Source organism: Allosalinactinospora lopnorensis (assembly GCF_000981225.1).
Taxonomy (GTDB): domain Bacteria; phylum Actinomycetota; class Actinomycetes; order Streptosporangiales; family Streptosporangiaceae; genus Allosalinactinospora; species Allosalinactinospora lopnorensis.
In genome coordinates this window covers 131,134-146,498 of the sequence record NZ_LAJC01000002.1, presented here as the reverse complement: position 1 = coordinate 146,498, position 15,365 = coordinate 131,134, and the positions used below count along the sequence as shown (strand labels likewise).

12 protein-coding genes are annotated in these 15,365 nt (G+C 72.3%); 3 read left to right on the top strand and 9 right to left on the bottom strand.

The features are described 5' to 3' along the window. Positions 1–72 precede the first annotated feature (72 nt). Genes VS93_RS01645 through VS93_RS01625 form a run of 5 tightly spaced genes read right to left on the bottom strand, consistent with a single transcriptional unit; the run spans position 73 to position 6,391 of the window. The gene (locus tag VS93_RS01645) at positions 73–1,827 is read right to left on the bottom strand and encodes an ABC transporter permease subunit (RefSeq protein WP_082126542.1); all 1,755 of its coding nucleotides are present in this window, start codon (positions 1,825–1,827) and stop codon (positions 73–75) included. Then, positions 1,824–3,314, bottom strand: coding sequence for an ABC transporter substrate-binding protein (locus VS93_RS01640; RefSeq protein ID WP_046468228.1), 1,491 nt, complete (start codon positions 3,312–3,314; stop codon positions 1,824–1,826). Before VS93_RS01640 ends, VS93_RS01645 begins: the two co-directional genes overlap by 4 nt. Continuing rightward, complete coding sequence (locus VS93_RS01635) at positions 3,305–4,666, bottom strand: MDR family MFS transporter (protein ID WP_082126541.1); 1,362 nt, start codon at positions 4,664–4,666, stop codon at positions 3,305–3,307. The genes VS93_RS01640 and VS93_RS01635 overlap by 10 nt, the downstream gene beginning before the upstream one ends. A 21-nt stretch (positions 4,667–4,687) precedes the next feature. Then, the gene (locus VS93_RS01630) at positions 4,688–5,533 is read right to left on the bottom strand and encodes an ABC transporter ATP-binding protein (RefSeq protein ID WP_046468227.1); all 846 of its coding nucleotides are present in this window, start codon (positions 5,531–5,533) and stop codon (positions 4,688–4,690) included. A gap of 57 nt (positions 5,534–5,590) precedes the next feature. Further along, positions 5,591–6,391, bottom strand: coding sequence for an ATP-binding cassette domain-containing protein (locus VS93_RS01625; protein ID WP_046468226.1), 801 nt, complete (start codon positions 6,389–6,391; stop codon positions 5,591–5,593). 211 nt (positions 6,392–6,602) lie between these two features. On the opposite strand from VS93_RS01625, the gene VS93_RS01620 reads away from it, so the two are divergent. Next, positions 6,603–7,499: a nicotianamine synthase family protein gene (locus VS93_RS01620; protein WP_046468225.1), complete on the top strand. Its 897-nt coding sequence runs from the start codon at positions 6,603–6,605 to the stop codon at positions 7,497–7,499. Here the strand turns inward: VS93_RS01620 and VS93_RS01615 are convergent. The 4 genes from VS93_RS01615 to treY form a co-directional block, all read right to left on the bottom strand. Continuing rightward, complete coding sequence (locus VS93_RS01615) at positions 7,469–8,209, bottom strand: class I SAM-dependent methyltransferase (protein ID WP_052745448.1); 741 nt, start codon at positions 8,207–8,209, stop codon at positions 7,469–7,471. The genes VS93_RS01620 and VS93_RS01615 overlap by 31 nt on opposite strands. 125 nt (positions 8,210–8,334) lie before the next feature. Then, on the bottom strand, positions 8,335–10,083 hold the full coding sequence (gene treZ, locus VS93_RS01610) for a malto-oligosyltrehalose trehalohydrolase (RefSeq protein ID WP_046468224.1): 1,749 nt from the start codon (positions 10,081–10,083) through the stop codon (positions 8,335–8,337). Positions 10,084–10,144: 61 nt separating this feature from the next. Continuing rightward, positions 10,145–10,978, bottom strand: a complete 834-nt coding sequence (locus VS93_RS01605) for a putative RNA methyltransferase (protein ID WP_173434234.1) — start codon at positions 10,976–10,978, stop codon at positions 10,145–10,147. Positions 10,979–11,119: 141 nt separating this feature from the next. Next, positions 11,120–13,474 (bottom strand): malto-oligosyltrehalose synthase, encoded by a 2,355-nt coding sequence (gene treY, locus VS93_RS01600; protein WP_046468222.1) that lies wholly within the window; start codon positions 13,472–13,474, stop codon positions 11,120–11,122. A gap of 128 nt (positions 13,475–13,602) precedes the next feature. Between treY and aroQ the strand changes: the two genes are divergently transcribed. Together aroQ and pstS are read left to right on the top strand one after the other, a co-directional pair. Then, the gene (gene aroQ, locus VS93_RS01595) at positions 13,603–14,073 is read left to right on the top strand and encodes a type II 3-dehydroquinate dehydratase (RefSeq protein ID WP_046468221.1); all 471 of its coding nucleotides are present in this window, start codon (positions 13,603–13,605) and stop codon (positions 14,071–14,073) included. A 147-nt stretch (positions 14,074–14,220) separates the two neighbouring features. Beyond that, a complete protein-coding gene (pstS, locus tag VS93_RS01590; RefSeq protein WP_046468220.1) occupies positions 14,221–15,354 on the top strand; it encodes a phosphate ABC transporter substrate-binding protein PstS in 1,134 nt (377 codons plus the stop codon). Positions 15,355–15,365: the final 11 nt, after the last annotated feature.

The window sequence follows — 15,365 nt, the reverse complement described above, 5'->3', positions numbered from 1 at the left end:
TCCGCTTACCCGGCGCATCGGCGATTGAGAGGCGCCCCTCCCGCAGCGCTCCGCGGTCTCGCGCCTTTGATCTCACCGCCGTTCGGTGCGGACAAGGCTGGCGACGACGCCGAGCAGGGCGAGACCGAGCGCGGGGACCGCCACGGTCCAGGGGGCGCGTTCCACGTACCGGATGGACTCGGCCAGCATGGCCCCCCATTCGGGGGAGTCGTGCGGGGCGCCCAGACCGAGGAAGCTCAGCCCTGCCAGCGCGAGCGTATTGTGCGGGATCCGCATCAGCGCGTGCCGCGACACAGCGGGCAGGACCGAAGGCAGCAGGTGCCGCCGCAGGAGCCACGCCCTTCCCGCTCCCCCGGCGATCGCCGCCTGGTGGTAGCCGGAGGCCCGCACCTCCGCCGCCAAGGTGCGGGCGTGCACCGCGATCGGGATCCAGGCCACGAGTGCGACCGCCGCGACGGCCCCGGCCGGGCTGGGACCGACCGCCGCCGCCACCAGGACACCCACCAGGACCGGCGGCAGCGCGTTGAGCACATCGGCCGCCCCCGCCTGCGCGCGCTTTCCGAGGACACCGAGAACCGCCCCGACGACCAGCGCGGTGAGGCTCACCGCCACTCCCGCGCCGGCACTGAGCAGCGCGCCGTGGCCGAAACGGGCCAGCAGATCCCGCCCCAGGGAGTCGGTTCCCAGGGGGTGGGCCGCCGATGGCGCCTCCAGGCGCGCCGCCAGCGTGATCGCCTCCGGGTCGCGCGCCAGGCCCACCGCGATCGCCAGCAGCAGCGCTCCACCGATCACGAGGGGCAGCCGCCGGGCCGCCGGCGTGATCGCCACAGCGGGCGTAAGCCCGGAGGCGGCGAGCGCGGGCCCCATCAGTGCCCGGTGCGCCGCGATACCGGCACCGCCGGCGAGCAGCCCAACGAGGACCAGCGCCGCGACGGCTCCCTGCACCTTCGGCAGGTCCTGGGCAAGGGTCGCGACAAGCGCGGTATGCCCCAGACCGGGGACGGCGAACACGGTCTCCACCATGACGGAGGCACCCAGGAGCCCGGCGAACACCAGCATCACCTGCGGCAGGGCGACGGCGAGGGTGCGCTGCAGCAGCGCCACGGCCATCGTGGCCGGCGCGAACCCGATCGCGCGCCAGGTACGCACCCAGCTCTCGGCCAGCGCCGCGGCCAGGGCCCCGGCGAGAACCCGGCTGAGGAGACCGCCCGCGGGCAGCCCGAGGGCGAGCGCGGGAAGGACGGCGTGCGCCGGCCCCTCCCACCCCGACGTAGGCGCCATGTCCCACCGCACAGCGACGACGGCGAGAAACACCGAGGCCAGCAGGAAGTCCGGGACCGAAGCCAGGAGCGCCCCGGTGACATCGGCGCCGCGGCCGCCCGCGCGGCCGGTGCGGACCGCCCGCAGCAGCACCGGCAGCAGCACCAGGATCCCGGTGGCCAGCGCGACCGCCGCCGCGAAGGAGGCGAGCGAGGCCGAGACCCCCAGCGCGCTCGCGATGTCCGGGGCGATCGGGGCTCCCGACACCCACGAGACCCCGAGGTCGCCGCGTACCGCCCCGCCGAGCCAGCTCAGCGTTCCGCTGACCGGGTCGGCGGGGAGGTCCAGCTCCTCCCGGATCGACTGAAGCGCCTCCGGATCGGCCCCGCGTTCGGCCGCCCGCGCCCGCAGCACCGTCTGCGCTGGGTCGTCCCCGCTGAGCCAGGGCAGCGCCCCGACGAGGAACGCGAGTCCGGTGCACGAGGCGAAGGCGACGAACGGGGCCCGCAGCCGGCCCGGGTGCGGTCCGAGGCGCCGGGGAGCGCGCCCCGTCGCCGATGCCGTCACGATGTGCGGGTCCCTGCGGTCACTATGGTGCGCTCCAGCGGGTCCTCGGCGACGCCCTCGACGTCTTCGGCCACGCCGATACGGGCGCGTTCGGCGGCCAGCGGCACGAAGGAGTGCGTGGCGAGGATGTCGGCCTCGATCTCCACGGCGGCCCGGAGGCGCTGCTCGACGTCGGTCTCGCCCGCGGCCTCCGCGATCCTCTCGTCCACCTCGGCATCGCAGAACCGGGCGAGGTTGTAACTGCCGTCGCAGCCCCAGTCGGAGGCGAGGTAGGCGATCGGATCGTTGGTCTCGAGCAGGTAGGAGCGGGTGCCGATGACGGCGTCGAACTCGCCCTCCATCAGGTCGGTCTCCATGGTGGCGAACTCCTGGACGGCGATGTCGACCTCGAACCCGGCCTCGCGCAGATCCTCGGCCACCGCGGAGGCCGCCTCGGGCAGCTCCGCGCGGTCGGAGTAGGTGGCGAGGGTGATCCCCGCGCCGTCGGGGTCACCGGGCTCGGCTTCCGGGTCGACGTCGGGGCGGTCCTCGCTCCAGTCGCTGACCGGCCCGTAGATCCCCTCGACCGGGTCGGCGCGGCCTTCGTAGATCCCCTCGACGATGGGGTCGCTGTCGACCGCGGCCGCCGCGGCCGCCCGAAGCTCGGGATCGGTGAAGACCCCTTCGTCGTTGTTCAGGAACATCCCGACCGTGCGAGGGAGCTGCACCTCGACCAGATTCTGTTCGGTGATGTTCTCCAGCTCCGCGACCGGAACGGCGTCGACGATGTCCGCCTCTCCGGCGCGCAGGGCGCCCACGCGACTCGCGGAGTCCTCCACGAACCGCACGTCGATGCCGGTCGCCTGGGGCTCGCCGCTCCAGTAGCCGTCGTATGCCTCCAGCGTGGCTGTACCGCCGTCGACCTCGGACAGCTCGAACGGGCCGGTCCCCGTGCCCTTGGGGTCGGGGGTGCCGGGGTCCTCCTCGTAGGCTTCCGGGGCCAGGATGGCCAGCTCGGGCGAGGAGAGTCGCTGCGGAAGGACCGGATCGGGGTTTCCGGTGTCGATGGTCAGGGCGTGCCGGCCGTCAGCCTCGGCCGTCAGCTCGGTGCCGGCCAGGGCGCGGGGCAGGGGACTGGCCTCGGTCGCGCAGCCGAGCGCGTCGGCGACGTGCTCGGCGGTCATCTCGGTTCCGTTCTGGAAGGTGACGTCGTCGCGCAGCGTCAGCTCCCAGGTGTCGTCGTCCGCCTGCTCCCAGTCCTCGGCCAGCAACGGCCGCGGTGCGCCGTCGTCGTCCAGGGTTATGAGGGGCTCCGCAGCTCCCACCCTGCCGAGCAGAGCGGCGTCGTCGCTGTAGGGCGACATCTGCTTGACCGGGGGGAAGGCCAGCGCCATGTCGAGCCTGCCGTCGTCACCGCCATCGCCGCCGCTGAAGCAACCGGTCGTGAGCAGGCCGAGGGCGGCCGCCGCTCCCAGTACCTCGGCCGGGAATGAGCGAACTAGCTGCATGAGCAAGCGTCCTTTTCATCGGGGGACATCGAGGACAAGACCCTATGATATTGAAAACCGTTTTCAACCACGATGGGCGGGTGCCTCCGGGCGATCACCCACAGAACGATCCCGCCCATCGCCGGCAGTACGGCCATGACCATCCAGGGCAGCGCGGCATCGGGCCCGGGGGTGGAGGCGCGGTCCAGCAGTGCCCCAACGCCGGTGCTGCCCGCCAGCACCGCGAGCCCGCCCATCGAGGACAGGAAGCCGAAGTGGCTGCCCAGTCGCTGTTCGCCCGCCAGGCGCGGAACGAGATCCTGGGCAACGGGCACGGCCAGCATCTGGCCGAATGTCAGGAACGTCACCAGCGCGATGGCCGGGGCCAGTGCGAACAGTCCGGGCGGCGGCTCGGCGGGCGCGCTCGCCGAGACCACTGTGAACGCCGTCGCGAGCAGGCCGAACCCCAGCGGGAGCGCGCGGGCGGCGCCCAGCCGGGTACGCGCCCATGCGGCCAGCGGAAGCTGCCCCGCCACGATCAGGATCGAGGCGAGGGCGAACATCCAGCCGAGGGCCCACTGGCCGCCCGTGGCCCTCTCCAGCTCCACCGGCAGGGCGAGATACAGCTGGTTGTAGCTCACGAGGTACGCACTGTAGCCGAACGCGAAAACAAGAAACACCCGGTTGCGCAGCACCTCGGCCCACCCGCTCAGCACAGCCTCGCCGGGACCGCGGCCAAGGGCCGCCGGCAGCAGCCGGTAATGGCCGAACAGGATGACCACGAACACTGCGGCGGCGACCATGCAGGTCAGCGAGAAGTCAACGGTGAGCAGCGCCGCCCCCAGCAATGGGCCGGTGACCGCGCCCGCCTCGCCGCAGATCGCGAACAGCCCGAAGACCTCGGCCCGGGTCATCGCGCCGCGCCGCTCCAGCTCCGCGCCCTCCCCTGCCAGTGCCGCCTCCACCGCCGGGGAGAACAGCGCGCCGGCGAACCCGGTCAGGACCGCTCCGAGCAGCACGACCGGGAAGCTCGGAGCGAAGGCGAGCACGACGAAACCGGCGACGCGGACCGCGCATCCGGTCAGCACCACGGGGCGGGTGCCGAATCTGTCGGCGAGCGCACCGCCGACCACGAACAGCCCCTGCTGGCTGAACGTCCGCACGCCCAGCACCACCCCGATCGCCCACCCGGCCATGGCGAGGTCTTCGGCGAGATGAACCGCCAGGAACGGCACGACAAGATAGAACCCCAGATTGAAGGCCAGCTGGGTGAGCAGCAGCAGCTGCGCGACACCGGTGAGTCCGGCGAACCTGGTCAGCAGGGACCATCTGCGCAGCGGGTTCAGGGATCGTGACGCAGTGGTGGTGGCCACGGGGCAAGACCTCCAGGGTCTTCAGTAGGCGGCATCGTTCTGGGCGGCCCCCTCCACCGGATCGGTGCCGGGGCCGACCTCCGGAAGGCGGGGAATGGCGTCGATGAGACGCCGGGTGTACGCCTGCTGCGGGGCCGTGAAGACATCGGCCACGGCCCCTTGCTCCACGATCCGGCCGCCGCGCATGATCAGCGCCCGATCGCAGAGGTTGCGGACCACACCCAGGTCGTGGGAGATGAGGACCAGGCCGAGGCCGCGCTCCCGGCTGAGCCCGCGCAGCAGCCCGAGGATGCGCGCCTGGGAGGAGACGTCCAGCGCGCTCACCGGTTCGTCGGCGACGAGCAGGCTCGGCTCGGGTGCGATGGCGCGGGCGATCGCCAACCGCTGCCGCTGGCCGCCGGAGAACTCGTGCGGGTAGCGTCCGGCCATCTCCGCCTCCAGTCCGACGGCGGTGAGCACCTCGGCGACGCGGCTCTGGTGGTCGACGTCGATCCCCAGGCAGACCAACGGCTCGGCGATGCTGCGCCCTACGCGCATGCGCGGGTTGAGCGAGCTCGCGGGGTCCTGCGGCACCAGCTGCACCTGCGATCGGAACCAGCGTGTCCGCCGCGCCAGCCCGGGCCGCACCGGCCGCCGCTCGGGCCCGAACCGGACGTCGCCGGCGTCGGGGCGTTCCAGGGCGAGCAGGATCCGGGCCAGCGTGGACTTGCCGGAACCGGACTCCCCCACCACACCCAGCCGCTCCCCGGGAAAGACCGCGAAGCTCACCTGGTCCAGTGCCGTCACCTCGCGCGGGGCGGAGAACAGCGAGATCCGGGAGCGGTAACGGCGGCGCAGGTTGCTGGCGGTGAGGAGGGGAGAGGGCATAAGAGGGCGTCCTCGCGGGGGCGGGCTCGCCTTCCACGGGTGCGCGGGCGGTGGCGGTCATCCGCCCCATCCGGCCGCCCTCGCGTCGGCGAGCAGTGTACGGGTGTAGTCGTGCCGGGGGTGGCGTAGCAGTGAACCGGCGGGGCCGTCCTCGACGATCCGGCCGTCGCGCATCACCAGGACGCGCTCGCAGATCCGGGCGACGACGGCGAGGTCGTGCGTGATGAACAGCAGAGCGGGGCGGGGGGCGGTCTCCAGACCGAGTATCCGGTCGAGGAGGTCGAGTACCCCCGCCTGGACCGTGACGTCCAGCGCCGTGGTCGGTTCGTCGGCGATGAGCACCTGGGGGCGGCAGGCCAGTGCCATGGCGATGCACACGCGCTGCCGCTGGCCGCCCGACAACTGCGGAGGGTAGGAACGGGCGGTCACGACCGGGTGGGGCAGCCCGGCCAGCTCCAGCAGTTCCACCGCGGCTCCGGCCGCCGCCGGCGCGCTCATCCCCTGGTGCCGGCGGAACGGTTCGGCGACCTGGCGGCCAACGCGGGTCAGCGGGTTGAGAGCGGTGAGGGCGTCCTGGAACACCATCGTCATCCGGCTGCCTCGGATCCCGCGCAGCCCGCGCTCGTCCGTCCCGAGCAGTTCCGTGCCGTCCAACCGGACGCTGCCCCCGGCCGCGCAGTCGTGGGGCAGCAGCCCAATCAGGGCCAGCGCCATCAAGGACTTGCCGGAGCCGGACTCGCCGATGACCCCGAGCCGTTCGCCCGGCTCCAGGCGGAAACCGACGCCGTCGACGACGTCCGCGCCGCCCTCGCCCGAGGCGCCGCCCGCCCGGATCCGCAGATCCGCCACTTCGAGCATTCCGGCCCTCGTTCCCGCATCAGATATGCAACAGCAACTGAAAATGATTATCGCTAACAACAGAAAGCCTAACGGGTCCACCGCCGTGCGCGACAACCCGGCCACACCGGACTCATCGGACGGACGGCGGAAGCCCCCGTCGTGACGCTCGCCACGCCGAGGAGGCTTTCCGGCACTTTGAGGTTGAAAATCATTTTCGTACTATGCGCTCGTGACTGATACATCACCCAGAGCCCTCACCGCCCCCCGGACCCTGCCCCCCGCCACCCTCCTCGCCTGGCTCCTGGACCTCGACGACCGGCTCAGCGCCACCGACCTCCGCCCCTCGCCCGAGGTCAACGACGCGTTCGAGCGGCTCGTCGAACTGTGCACGGTGATCGACGACGAACTGACCAGCGAGGTGCTGGGCACCCCCGTCGCGGATTCCCTCGTCGCGTCGCTGCGGTCGCTGAGCGCACGCGGCGAGAGCCAGCTCGAACGAGCCTGGGCCCGCCGGATCATCGCCGCCGACGCCCCCTGGGCCGAGCTGCGGCAGTTCCCCTACCTGGACAACTACCGCCGCCTCGTCCGCTTCGAACTCGCCGGACTCACCGCGATCGGCGCGCCGCCGCCGGAGTCGGCCGTCGTCCTCGGGGCGGGACCGCTGCCGCTGACAGGTCTGGTACTGGCGCAGCTGTACGGGGTGGATGTCACCAACGTCGACAACGACCCCGAGGCATGCGAACTGGCCTCCGCCGTGCAGCGGGCGCTCGGCATGGAGAAGCGTGTGGACACGGTGTGCGGCGACGCCTGCGCTCCGTCGCGGCTGCCGGAGGTGACCGATACGGACATCGTCCTACTGGCCGCCCTGGTCGGCGCGGACCGGGCGGCCAAGCGGAGTGTGACCGGATCGCTGTCGGGAAGCATGCGCCCCGATTCGCTGCTGCTGACCCGCTCGGCCCACCGGCTGCGCACAGCGCTCTACCCGCCGGTCTCCCCGGACGACCTGACCGGTTTCCGCACCCTGGTGGAGATGCACCCGTGTGACGACGTCGTCAACTCGGTCCTCATCTCCCGCCCCGAACCCGGCGGCCCGGATCAGTCCGCCCGGGCCGCTGCGAGGCAGTGAGCGTCCACCGTGTCCGCTTCGTAGAACCCGCGGTCCATCAAGTGGTCGAGAGAGAGCGGGCGCTGGTACCCGGCGTCGGCGAGCAGCCGGTGCGCCCGCTTCTGATCGATCCCCCGGTAGCAGGGAAGACCTCGGCGCAACCGCAGGTAGGCCGCGAGGAAGCGCCAGCCCACGGGGGTGTCCGCGCGTGACCGCCATCCGGTGCGCAGCAGTCGGAACTCCTGGCGCCGCGTGTTCCACATGCCGTCGCTGACCAGGACCGCGCCGCCGGGCCGCAGTACCTCGCGCCAGCCGCGCAGCGCGGCAACGGGGTCGGTGAGCGTCCAGAGCACGTTGCGGCAGGTGACCACGTCGAAGCCGGCACCGACGTCCGGCAGCGGGTGAGCGTAGCCGGCGCGGAGGTCGACCTGGAACCCCGCGTCGGCGATCTCCTTCGCGGCGATCTCGCGCATGGCCTCGGCCGGCTCGACGGCGACGACGTCGTGCCCGAGCTCGGCGAAGACCAGCGCCACGAACCCCGTGCCACTGCCGACATCGAGCACCCGCAGCGGCTCCCGGCGGTCGGGAAAGAGCCGCCGGGTCGCCTCGGCGTAGACGTCCAGCCACGCGGCGCGGTCAGGTGTCGCGGCGATGTCCGCCCGGAAACTGCCGGCCCGCCAGTCCCAGTACTGCCGGACCCTCTCGCGCACCATCTCGGAACTGAGCGACATGCATCCCTTTCGCCCCCTGCGCCCTCCTCACGGACACGAGGGCGCAGCGGAAACTATCGCGAACTATTCGCAACAGCATGACACATGCAACACACTTCACAAAGCTCCTGGTAGGGGGCCGCCGCTCAGGCGGTGTGCACGACCGCGAAGGACTCCGCGGAGAGATCCACAACGGCGCCGTCCACTGTGGCCCCCTTGGACGCCAGGAGCACGGTGTCGGCTCGGCGGTCGAGGACCGCCGTTGCCGGGTCCGGTCGCAGGTTGCAGACCACGCGCAGCACGCCGCGGTGCAGAACCAGTACCCGGCCGTCGTCCGCGGCCTCCACCGGGAAGCGGTCCAGTCGGGGGTCGGCCAGTTCGGGGCGGCTCCGGCGCAGGTGGATGAGCGCTCTGTACAGATCCAGGGTCTCGCGGTGCGGTGAGCGCTCCCGCTCCGCCCACAGCAACACCGAACCGTCGCGGGTCGCCGGGTCCACGGGGTCGGGGGCCGCCTCCTCGCCCCAGCCGTGCGCGGCGAACTCGCGGCGCCTCCCCTGGCGCACCCCCTCGGCCAGGGCGGGGTCGCAGAATGATGCGAAGAAGGGCCAGGGGGTCGACGCCGCCCACTCCTCTCCCATGAACAGCATCGGGGTGTACGGAGAGCACAGGATCAGGGCCGCGCCGCAGACCTGCGCATCCGGCGTTACGGTCGCCGACAGCCGGTCGCCCCATACGCGGTTGCCGACCTGGTCGTGGTTCTGCAGGTAGCCCAGGAAGCGGCTGCCGGAGATGCGGCGGCGCTCCACCGGAGCCCCGTGCGCGCGGCCGCGGAACGAGGAGTGGCCGCCGTCGTGCAGGAACACCTGGCGCAGCGTGCGGGGCAGCGCGTCGGAGCCGGCGAAGTCGGCGTAGTAGCCCTGGCTCTCCCCGGTGAGGGCCGCGTGCAGAGCGTGGTGCAGGTCGTCGGACCACTGCGCCGTCATCCCCTGCCCCCCGGCCTCGCGGGCGGTGACGGTCAGCGGGTCGTTCCGGTCCGTTTCGGCGATCAGGGCGAGCGGGCGGCGCAGCCCGGCCGCGAGCGCGTCGACCTCCGCGGACAGTTCGGTGAGCAGGTGGACGGCGCGGGAGTCGCGCAGCGCGTGCACGGCGTCCAGCCGCAGCCCGTCGAGGTGGTAGTCGCGCAACCAGCCGACGGCGTTGTCGATGACGTAGCCGCGCACCTCGTCGGACCCGGGACCGTCCAGGTTGAGCGACGGCCCCCAGGCGTTCCCCCCGCTGAAATAGGGGCCGAACCTGGGCAGGTAGGCGCCCGAGGGGCCCAGGTGGTTGTAGACCACGTCGAGCAGCACGCCCAGCCCGCGTGCGTGGCAGGCGTCCACGAAGCGCTTGAAGCCCTCGGGCCCGCCGTAGGGTTCGTGCACGGCACCCCACAGCACGCCGTCGTAGCCCCACCCGTGCGTGCCGTCGAACGCGTTGACGGGCATCACCTCGACCAGGTCCGCGCCGAGATCCGCGAGATGGTCGAGGCGGCCGATGGCGGCGTCGAACGTCCCCTCCGGAGTGAACGTGCCGATGTGCAGCTCGTAGAGAACGGAGCCCGGGAGCGCGCGCCCGGTCCACCCGGAATCGGTCCAGCCGAAGGCGCCGTGGTCGTAGCGCCGGGACGGCCCGTGCACACCGTGCGGCTGCCACCGGGAGCGGGGGTCGGGCAGCGGAGTGGGGTCGTCGCCGAGCAGGAAGGCGTAGTCGGTGCCGTGCGGCGCCCCGGACACCTCGCGATACCACCACCCGCCGCCGGCCGGGGCCATGGTGTGGTCCTGCCCGTGGATCCGGAGGCGGACGCGGTCGTGTCCGGGCGCCCACACCGAGAACCGGGTCGGATCGTCGTGGCTCACGCCGCCGATCTACCCGGCCGATGACGGCGCCACGCGGGAGCGGATCCGGTGACGGACCACCTCAGGCGGGTCGGTACACCGATATGGTCCAGGATGCCGTCACATCGGTGGCCCCGGGCAAGGCGGCCACACGGCGGCGCAGCTCGGCCGGGTCGATGTGCCGGGCGCTCGGGCCCATCTCGACGAGCGCGCCGACTTCGGTACGGCCGAGCCGCAGCTCGGCGCTGGTCTCCTCGTGCCGTTCGGGGAGGAGGTGCGGCGCGAGGCCCTCCGGCACCCGTTCGTCCTTGCGCGGATCTACGTCGATCAGGCCCAGCGGCCCGCGGAGTTCCGCAAGGTGCCGCGCTGTCGGGGTGACCACGAGGAGCGCGCCGTCGTCGCTCAGCACCCGGCGGAACTCCGCCCCGTTGCGCGGGGCGAAGACGTTCAGCAGTACCGCGGCTGCGCCGCGGCGCAGCGGCAGCCCGCCCCACACGTCGCAGGCGAGGGCGCCGGCGCGCGGGTGCGCCTTCGCGGCACGACGCAGTGCGTACCCGGAGACGTCGAGGGCGAGGCCGTGGGAACCGGGCAGCGCGTCGAGCACGTGGCGCAGGTAGTAGCCGGTCCCGGCCCCCACGTCGGCGACCAGCTCCGGCTCGGGGGCCAGGTCCGCGACGGTCGCGGCCAGCCGCCGGGCGAGCGGCGCGTAGTGCCCCGCTTCCTGGAACTCCTGGCGCGCACGGACCATGTCCCTGCTGTCGCCGGGCCCCGTGCGCCGCCCGGAGAGCAGGCTGACATAGCCCTGCCTGGCGACATCGAAAGAGTGCCCCGCGGGACAGGCGAGCGCGTCGCCGACCGGGGCCAGGCCCTGCCCGCAGTGCGGGCATGCCAGCGCCGCCAGGGCGCGAGCGGGCATCCGCAGCCGGGAGCGCACCGCCGGAGGCTGGTCATCGGTGCTGGTCATACTCTGATTCACTCTATACGGCCGCTCCGCACGGCGGAATCCCGTACAGCACCGCTCGCCTTTTCACCCCGGGGCCGGGAGGGGCCCCGCTCGTCAACCCCGTGCCAGCAGCGCCACCGGGTAGCGGTCCAGGACCTCCCGCAGCGGGGCAAGAGTGAAGCCGTCGGTCCGGTCGGGGGCGATCGTGCGGCCGGTGAGCAGGTCGGCCCAGTTTCCGGGGCCGGACGGAAGGGGCAGCACGGTGTCCCGCCAGCCGTCGGCGCGGGCCAGTCCCAGCGGTAGCCGGGTGGCGACCGCGACGACGCCGAGTTCCGGGCCGCGCGCGAAGGCCAAGGCGTGCCCGGCCGCGGGGCCCGCCGCGACCAGGGGTCGGTAGCCGGTCAGCTCGCGGTCGCGACGCAGGTGCAGGGCCCGGCGGACGAGATGCAGCTTGGCCTCTCCCGTGGCGTCCACCTCGGGCAGCCGTCCGCGCTCCAGCCGCTCCAGGAGGGCCTGCCTGGTGGTGAAGTTCACGGGCCGCCGGTTGTCCGGGTCGACCAGGGAAAAGTCCCAGAGCTCGGTGCCCTGGTAGACGTCGGGCACTCCCGGTGCGGTGAGCTGCACCAGCTTCTGGCCGAGCGCGTTGCTCCAGCCGGCCTGCCGGATCCGCCCGACGAACGCGGCCACCTCGTCGGAGAGCTCGCTGTCGGAAAGCACCCGTTCCGGCCAGGCCAGCACCTCCTCTTCGAACTGATGGTCGTGCAGCAGCCAGGTGGTGCGCAGCTTGCTCTCCCGCGCCGCCTTGAGCAGGTAATCGGCCAGCCGCCGGGCGCTGATGGGCCACGCACCGACCAGGGTCTGCCAGGCCAGCAGGTTCAGCGAAGGCTCGCTCACCCCGGCCCTCGCGGTCCAGTCGCGTACGGCCGCGGCGAACTCATCGGGGATCTCGGCAAGCACCGCGAGGCGGGCGCGGACGTCCTCGGAGCGCTTGGTGTCGTGCGTGGACAGCGTGGTCATCGTGGCCGGCCAGGAGGCCGCGCGCCCGGCCGCACGGGTGTGGAAGGTGGCCACGTCGACACCGAAACCGCCCGGGTCGCCCCCGACCTCGTTCAACGCGATGAAGCGGGTGCAGCGGTAGAGAGTGGTGTCCTCGGTGCCCTTCGCGATCACCATGCCGCTGGTCTGCTGGATGCGGCGGGCGAGTTCGCCCCTCGGGTCGGCGCGCGCCCGGGTGTCGATCTCGGACAGCAGGTCCGCGAGGTCGGGCCGGCTCTGCTCGGCCCGGCGCACCGCTTCGTTCCAGGTGTCCTCCCCCTCGGGAAGGTAGCTGCGGTAGGCGGGGAAGGCGGACAGCAGTTCGGTCACCGCCTGCTCGGCGCGCCCGCGTTCCGCCCTCGCGGTGTCCGTGTCCGGCTCCCCTGCCCCCAGGAGCGCGGCGATCCGACGCGCTTCGGCGGTGAACAGACTCTCGGCGACCTCGCGCCTGCTCCGCTCCTCGGCGAGCCCGGTGTCGACCGGAACGCCGAGAGACTTGGCCAGTTCGGTGAACGGCTCCTCCGCCGCCGGGTCGACGAACACCCCGCACACGTCGAGCAGCGCGTCGTAGCCGGTGGTGCCGGCCACCGGCCACGAGGCGGGCGGAGTATCGCCCGGTGCGAGGATCTTCTCCACGACGATCCAGCCACCGAACGTCTCGCGCAGCCGGCGCAGGTACCCGCCCGGATCGCTCAAGCCGTCGACGTGGTCGATGCGCAGGCCGTCCAGCTCGCCTCGCTCGGCCCAACGCAGAATCTCCGCGTGCGACGACAGGAAGACGTCCGGGTCCTCCACACGGACCGCGGCCAGCCCGCTGATGTCGAAGAAACGGCGGTAGTTCAGCTCGGCGGCGCCGCGTCGCCATGAGACCAGTCGGTAGTGCTGCCGGCGGTGCACCTCGCCGGGGTCGTCCCCGGGCCGGTGGCTGCCCGGGGCGAGCGGGAACCGGTGCTCGTGGTAGGTCAGACAGCCGTCGGCGATGGTGAGCTGCCGAAGCGCGGCCGCGCCGTCATCGCCCTCGTCGGCCAGGACGGGGATCAGGATCGGCCCCTGCTCCCAGTCGATGTCGAAGCACCGGGCGTAGTGCGAGTCGCGGCCGTGCCGCAGCACGCCCCACCACCAGGGGTTGGCGGCGGGCTCGGCCACCGACATGTGGTTGGGCACGATGTCGACGACGACCCCCATGCCCAGCTCGCGCAGCCGGTCGGTAAGCGCGGCCCGTGCCGGGTCTCCACCCAGCTCGGATGAGACAGCGGACGGATCGACCGTGTCGTAGCCGTGCTGCGATCCGGGAGCCGCAGTGAGGATCGGCGACAGGTAGAGGGCGCCGACGCCGAGCCGGTCAAGGTAGCCCGCGACGCTTTCGGCGTCGGCAAGCGTGAACCCCGGCCGCAGCTGCAACCGGTACGTCGATGTGGGCGCGAGCGTGCTCATCTGTTGCTCGTGTGCCCGGCCGGAGACCGGATCATGCACCGCCGGCCCGGATGCCCTGGATGTTCCCGGTGCCGCATTAGGATTCCCCTGTTGTCTGCGTCGATGAGGACCTCGGAAGGGAGCGTCCGTTGCCGGACCCCGCCCCCCGCCCCACTGTGCTGCTGCTGAACGGCCCGAACCTGAACCTGCTGGGGGAGCGCGACCCGGCGCAGTACGGTTCGACCACCCTCGCCGGGGTCGAACAGCGGGTACGCGCCCTTGGCGAGGAGCTGGGGGCCGCTGTTGAGTGCGCGCAGAGCAACCACGAGGGGGTCCTGGTCGAGCACGTGCACGCGGCCCGCGACCTCGACGGCATCGTGCTGAACCCCGGAGCCTTCGCGCACTACAGCATCGCGCTGCGCGACGCGATAGACGCGGTGGACACTCCCTGCGTCGAGGTGCACATCTCCAACGTCTACGCCCGCGAGCCGTTCCGGCACACCTCGGTGACGGCTCCCGTGGTCCAGGGCTACATCGCCGGCTGCGGTGTCGTCGGATACGAACTCGCGCTGCGCGCGGTGCTGCACCGCATCGAGGAGGCGCGCCGACCGCACGTCTGACCTGGAACGGTCTGGTGAGCGGTTCCCACAGCCGCCCCATTGGGCATAGCGTGCCACTTGTTGTTAAGTTTTCCGGTGGTCTCCGGTCACCCGATGGTCACCAAGGCGCCGCCGGTTCGATCGATGTGGGCCCTGTGAGGGGGCGCTCTGGAGGGGGTTGGAAAGCGCCGTGTTCCCGTCCAGGTACCGTGGCTGTTCGCCGCCGCACTCGCCGGCGCGGTGACACTGACAGCAGGGTGCGGCAGCGACGACGCCGTACGCGGCACCGACCCCATCGCGGTTCCCGAGGACCTGGAGTGCATGGACGGCAGCGTCTCCGGGTCCGGGTCCAGTGCCCAGGAGAACGCGATGCAGACCTGGATCGCGGGGTACCAGACCGCCTGCGAGGACGGTGTCGTCTTCTACGACGCGATCGGCTCGGGCGGCGGCCGCAGCCAGTTCATCGACAGAGCGGTCACCTTCGCCGGTTCCGACACCCCACTGGACCAGAAGGAGCACGAGGAGGCCGCGGCGCGCTGCGGCGGCTCCAGCGCGATCAACCTGCCGGCCTACGTGGTGCCGATCGGCGTCGTGTTCAACCTGGAGGGCGTCGACTCGCTGGACCTGACTCCCGAGACCATCGCCCGGATCTTCAATGGAGAGATCACGCGCTGGGACGACCCCGCCATCGCCGAGACCAACCCCGACGCCGACCTCCCGGACCGGAGGATCACTCCGGTCACGCGTTCGGACGAGTCCGGAACGACCGAGAACTTCACCGCCTACCTGGAGGAGGCCGCCGGGGACGCCTGGCCGCACGAGGCCGGCGGCCAGTGGCCCACGCCCCCGGTGGAGGCCGCCCAAGGCAACAGCGGGGTGACCGAGGCCGTCCAGGGCGGCGAGGGCACGATCGGTTACGTCGAGGCCTCCCACGTCCACGGGATGTCCGCGGCCCGGGTCGGCGTGGGCGAGGAGTTCGTCGAGATGACCTCGGAGGCGGCCGCGACCGCTCTGTCCGCTTCCGAGAAGGTCGAGGACAGCAGCGAGCACGACCACGCGCTCGACCTCGACTACGGGACCACCGAGGCCGGCACCTACCCGATCATCCTGATCAGCTACCAGATCGTGTGCCTGGAATACGCCGACGCCGACGAGGCCGAGCGCGTGAAGGCGTTCCTGGACTACGTCGTCAGCGCGGAGGGCCAGCAGGCGGTCTCCGAGGAGACCGCCTCCGCGCCATTGTCCGACGACCTCCGGGAGGACCTGCAGACCTCGATCGACGCGATCAGCGGACTCGGCTAGCGGGCGGCGCC

Coding starts and splice junctions, on each gene's coding strand:
- treY (WP_046468222.1), bottom strand. CDS start 13,474: ATGAGCACGCTCGCGCCCACATCGACGTACCGGTTGCAGCTGCGGCCG.
- VS93_RS01640 (WP_046468228.1), bottom strand. CDS start 3,314: ATGCAGCTAGTTCGCTCATTCCCGGCCGAGGTACTGGGAGCGGCGGCC.
- VS93_RS01630 (WP_046468227.1), bottom strand. CDS start 5,533: ATGCCCTCTCCCCTCCTCACCGCCAGCAACCTGCGCCGCCGTTACCGC.
- VS93_RS01605 (WP_173434234.1), bottom strand. CDS start 10,978: ATGCCCGCTCGCGCCCTGGCGGCGCTGGCATGCCCGCACTGCGGGCAG.
- VS93_RS01625 (WP_046468226.1), bottom strand. CDS start 6,391: ATGCTCGAAGTGGCGGATCTGCGGATCCGGGCGGGCGGCGCCTCGGGC.
- VS93_RS01615 (WP_052745448.1), bottom strand. CDS start 8,209: ATGTCGCTCAGTTCCGAGATGGTGCGCGAGAGGGTCCGGCAGTACTGG.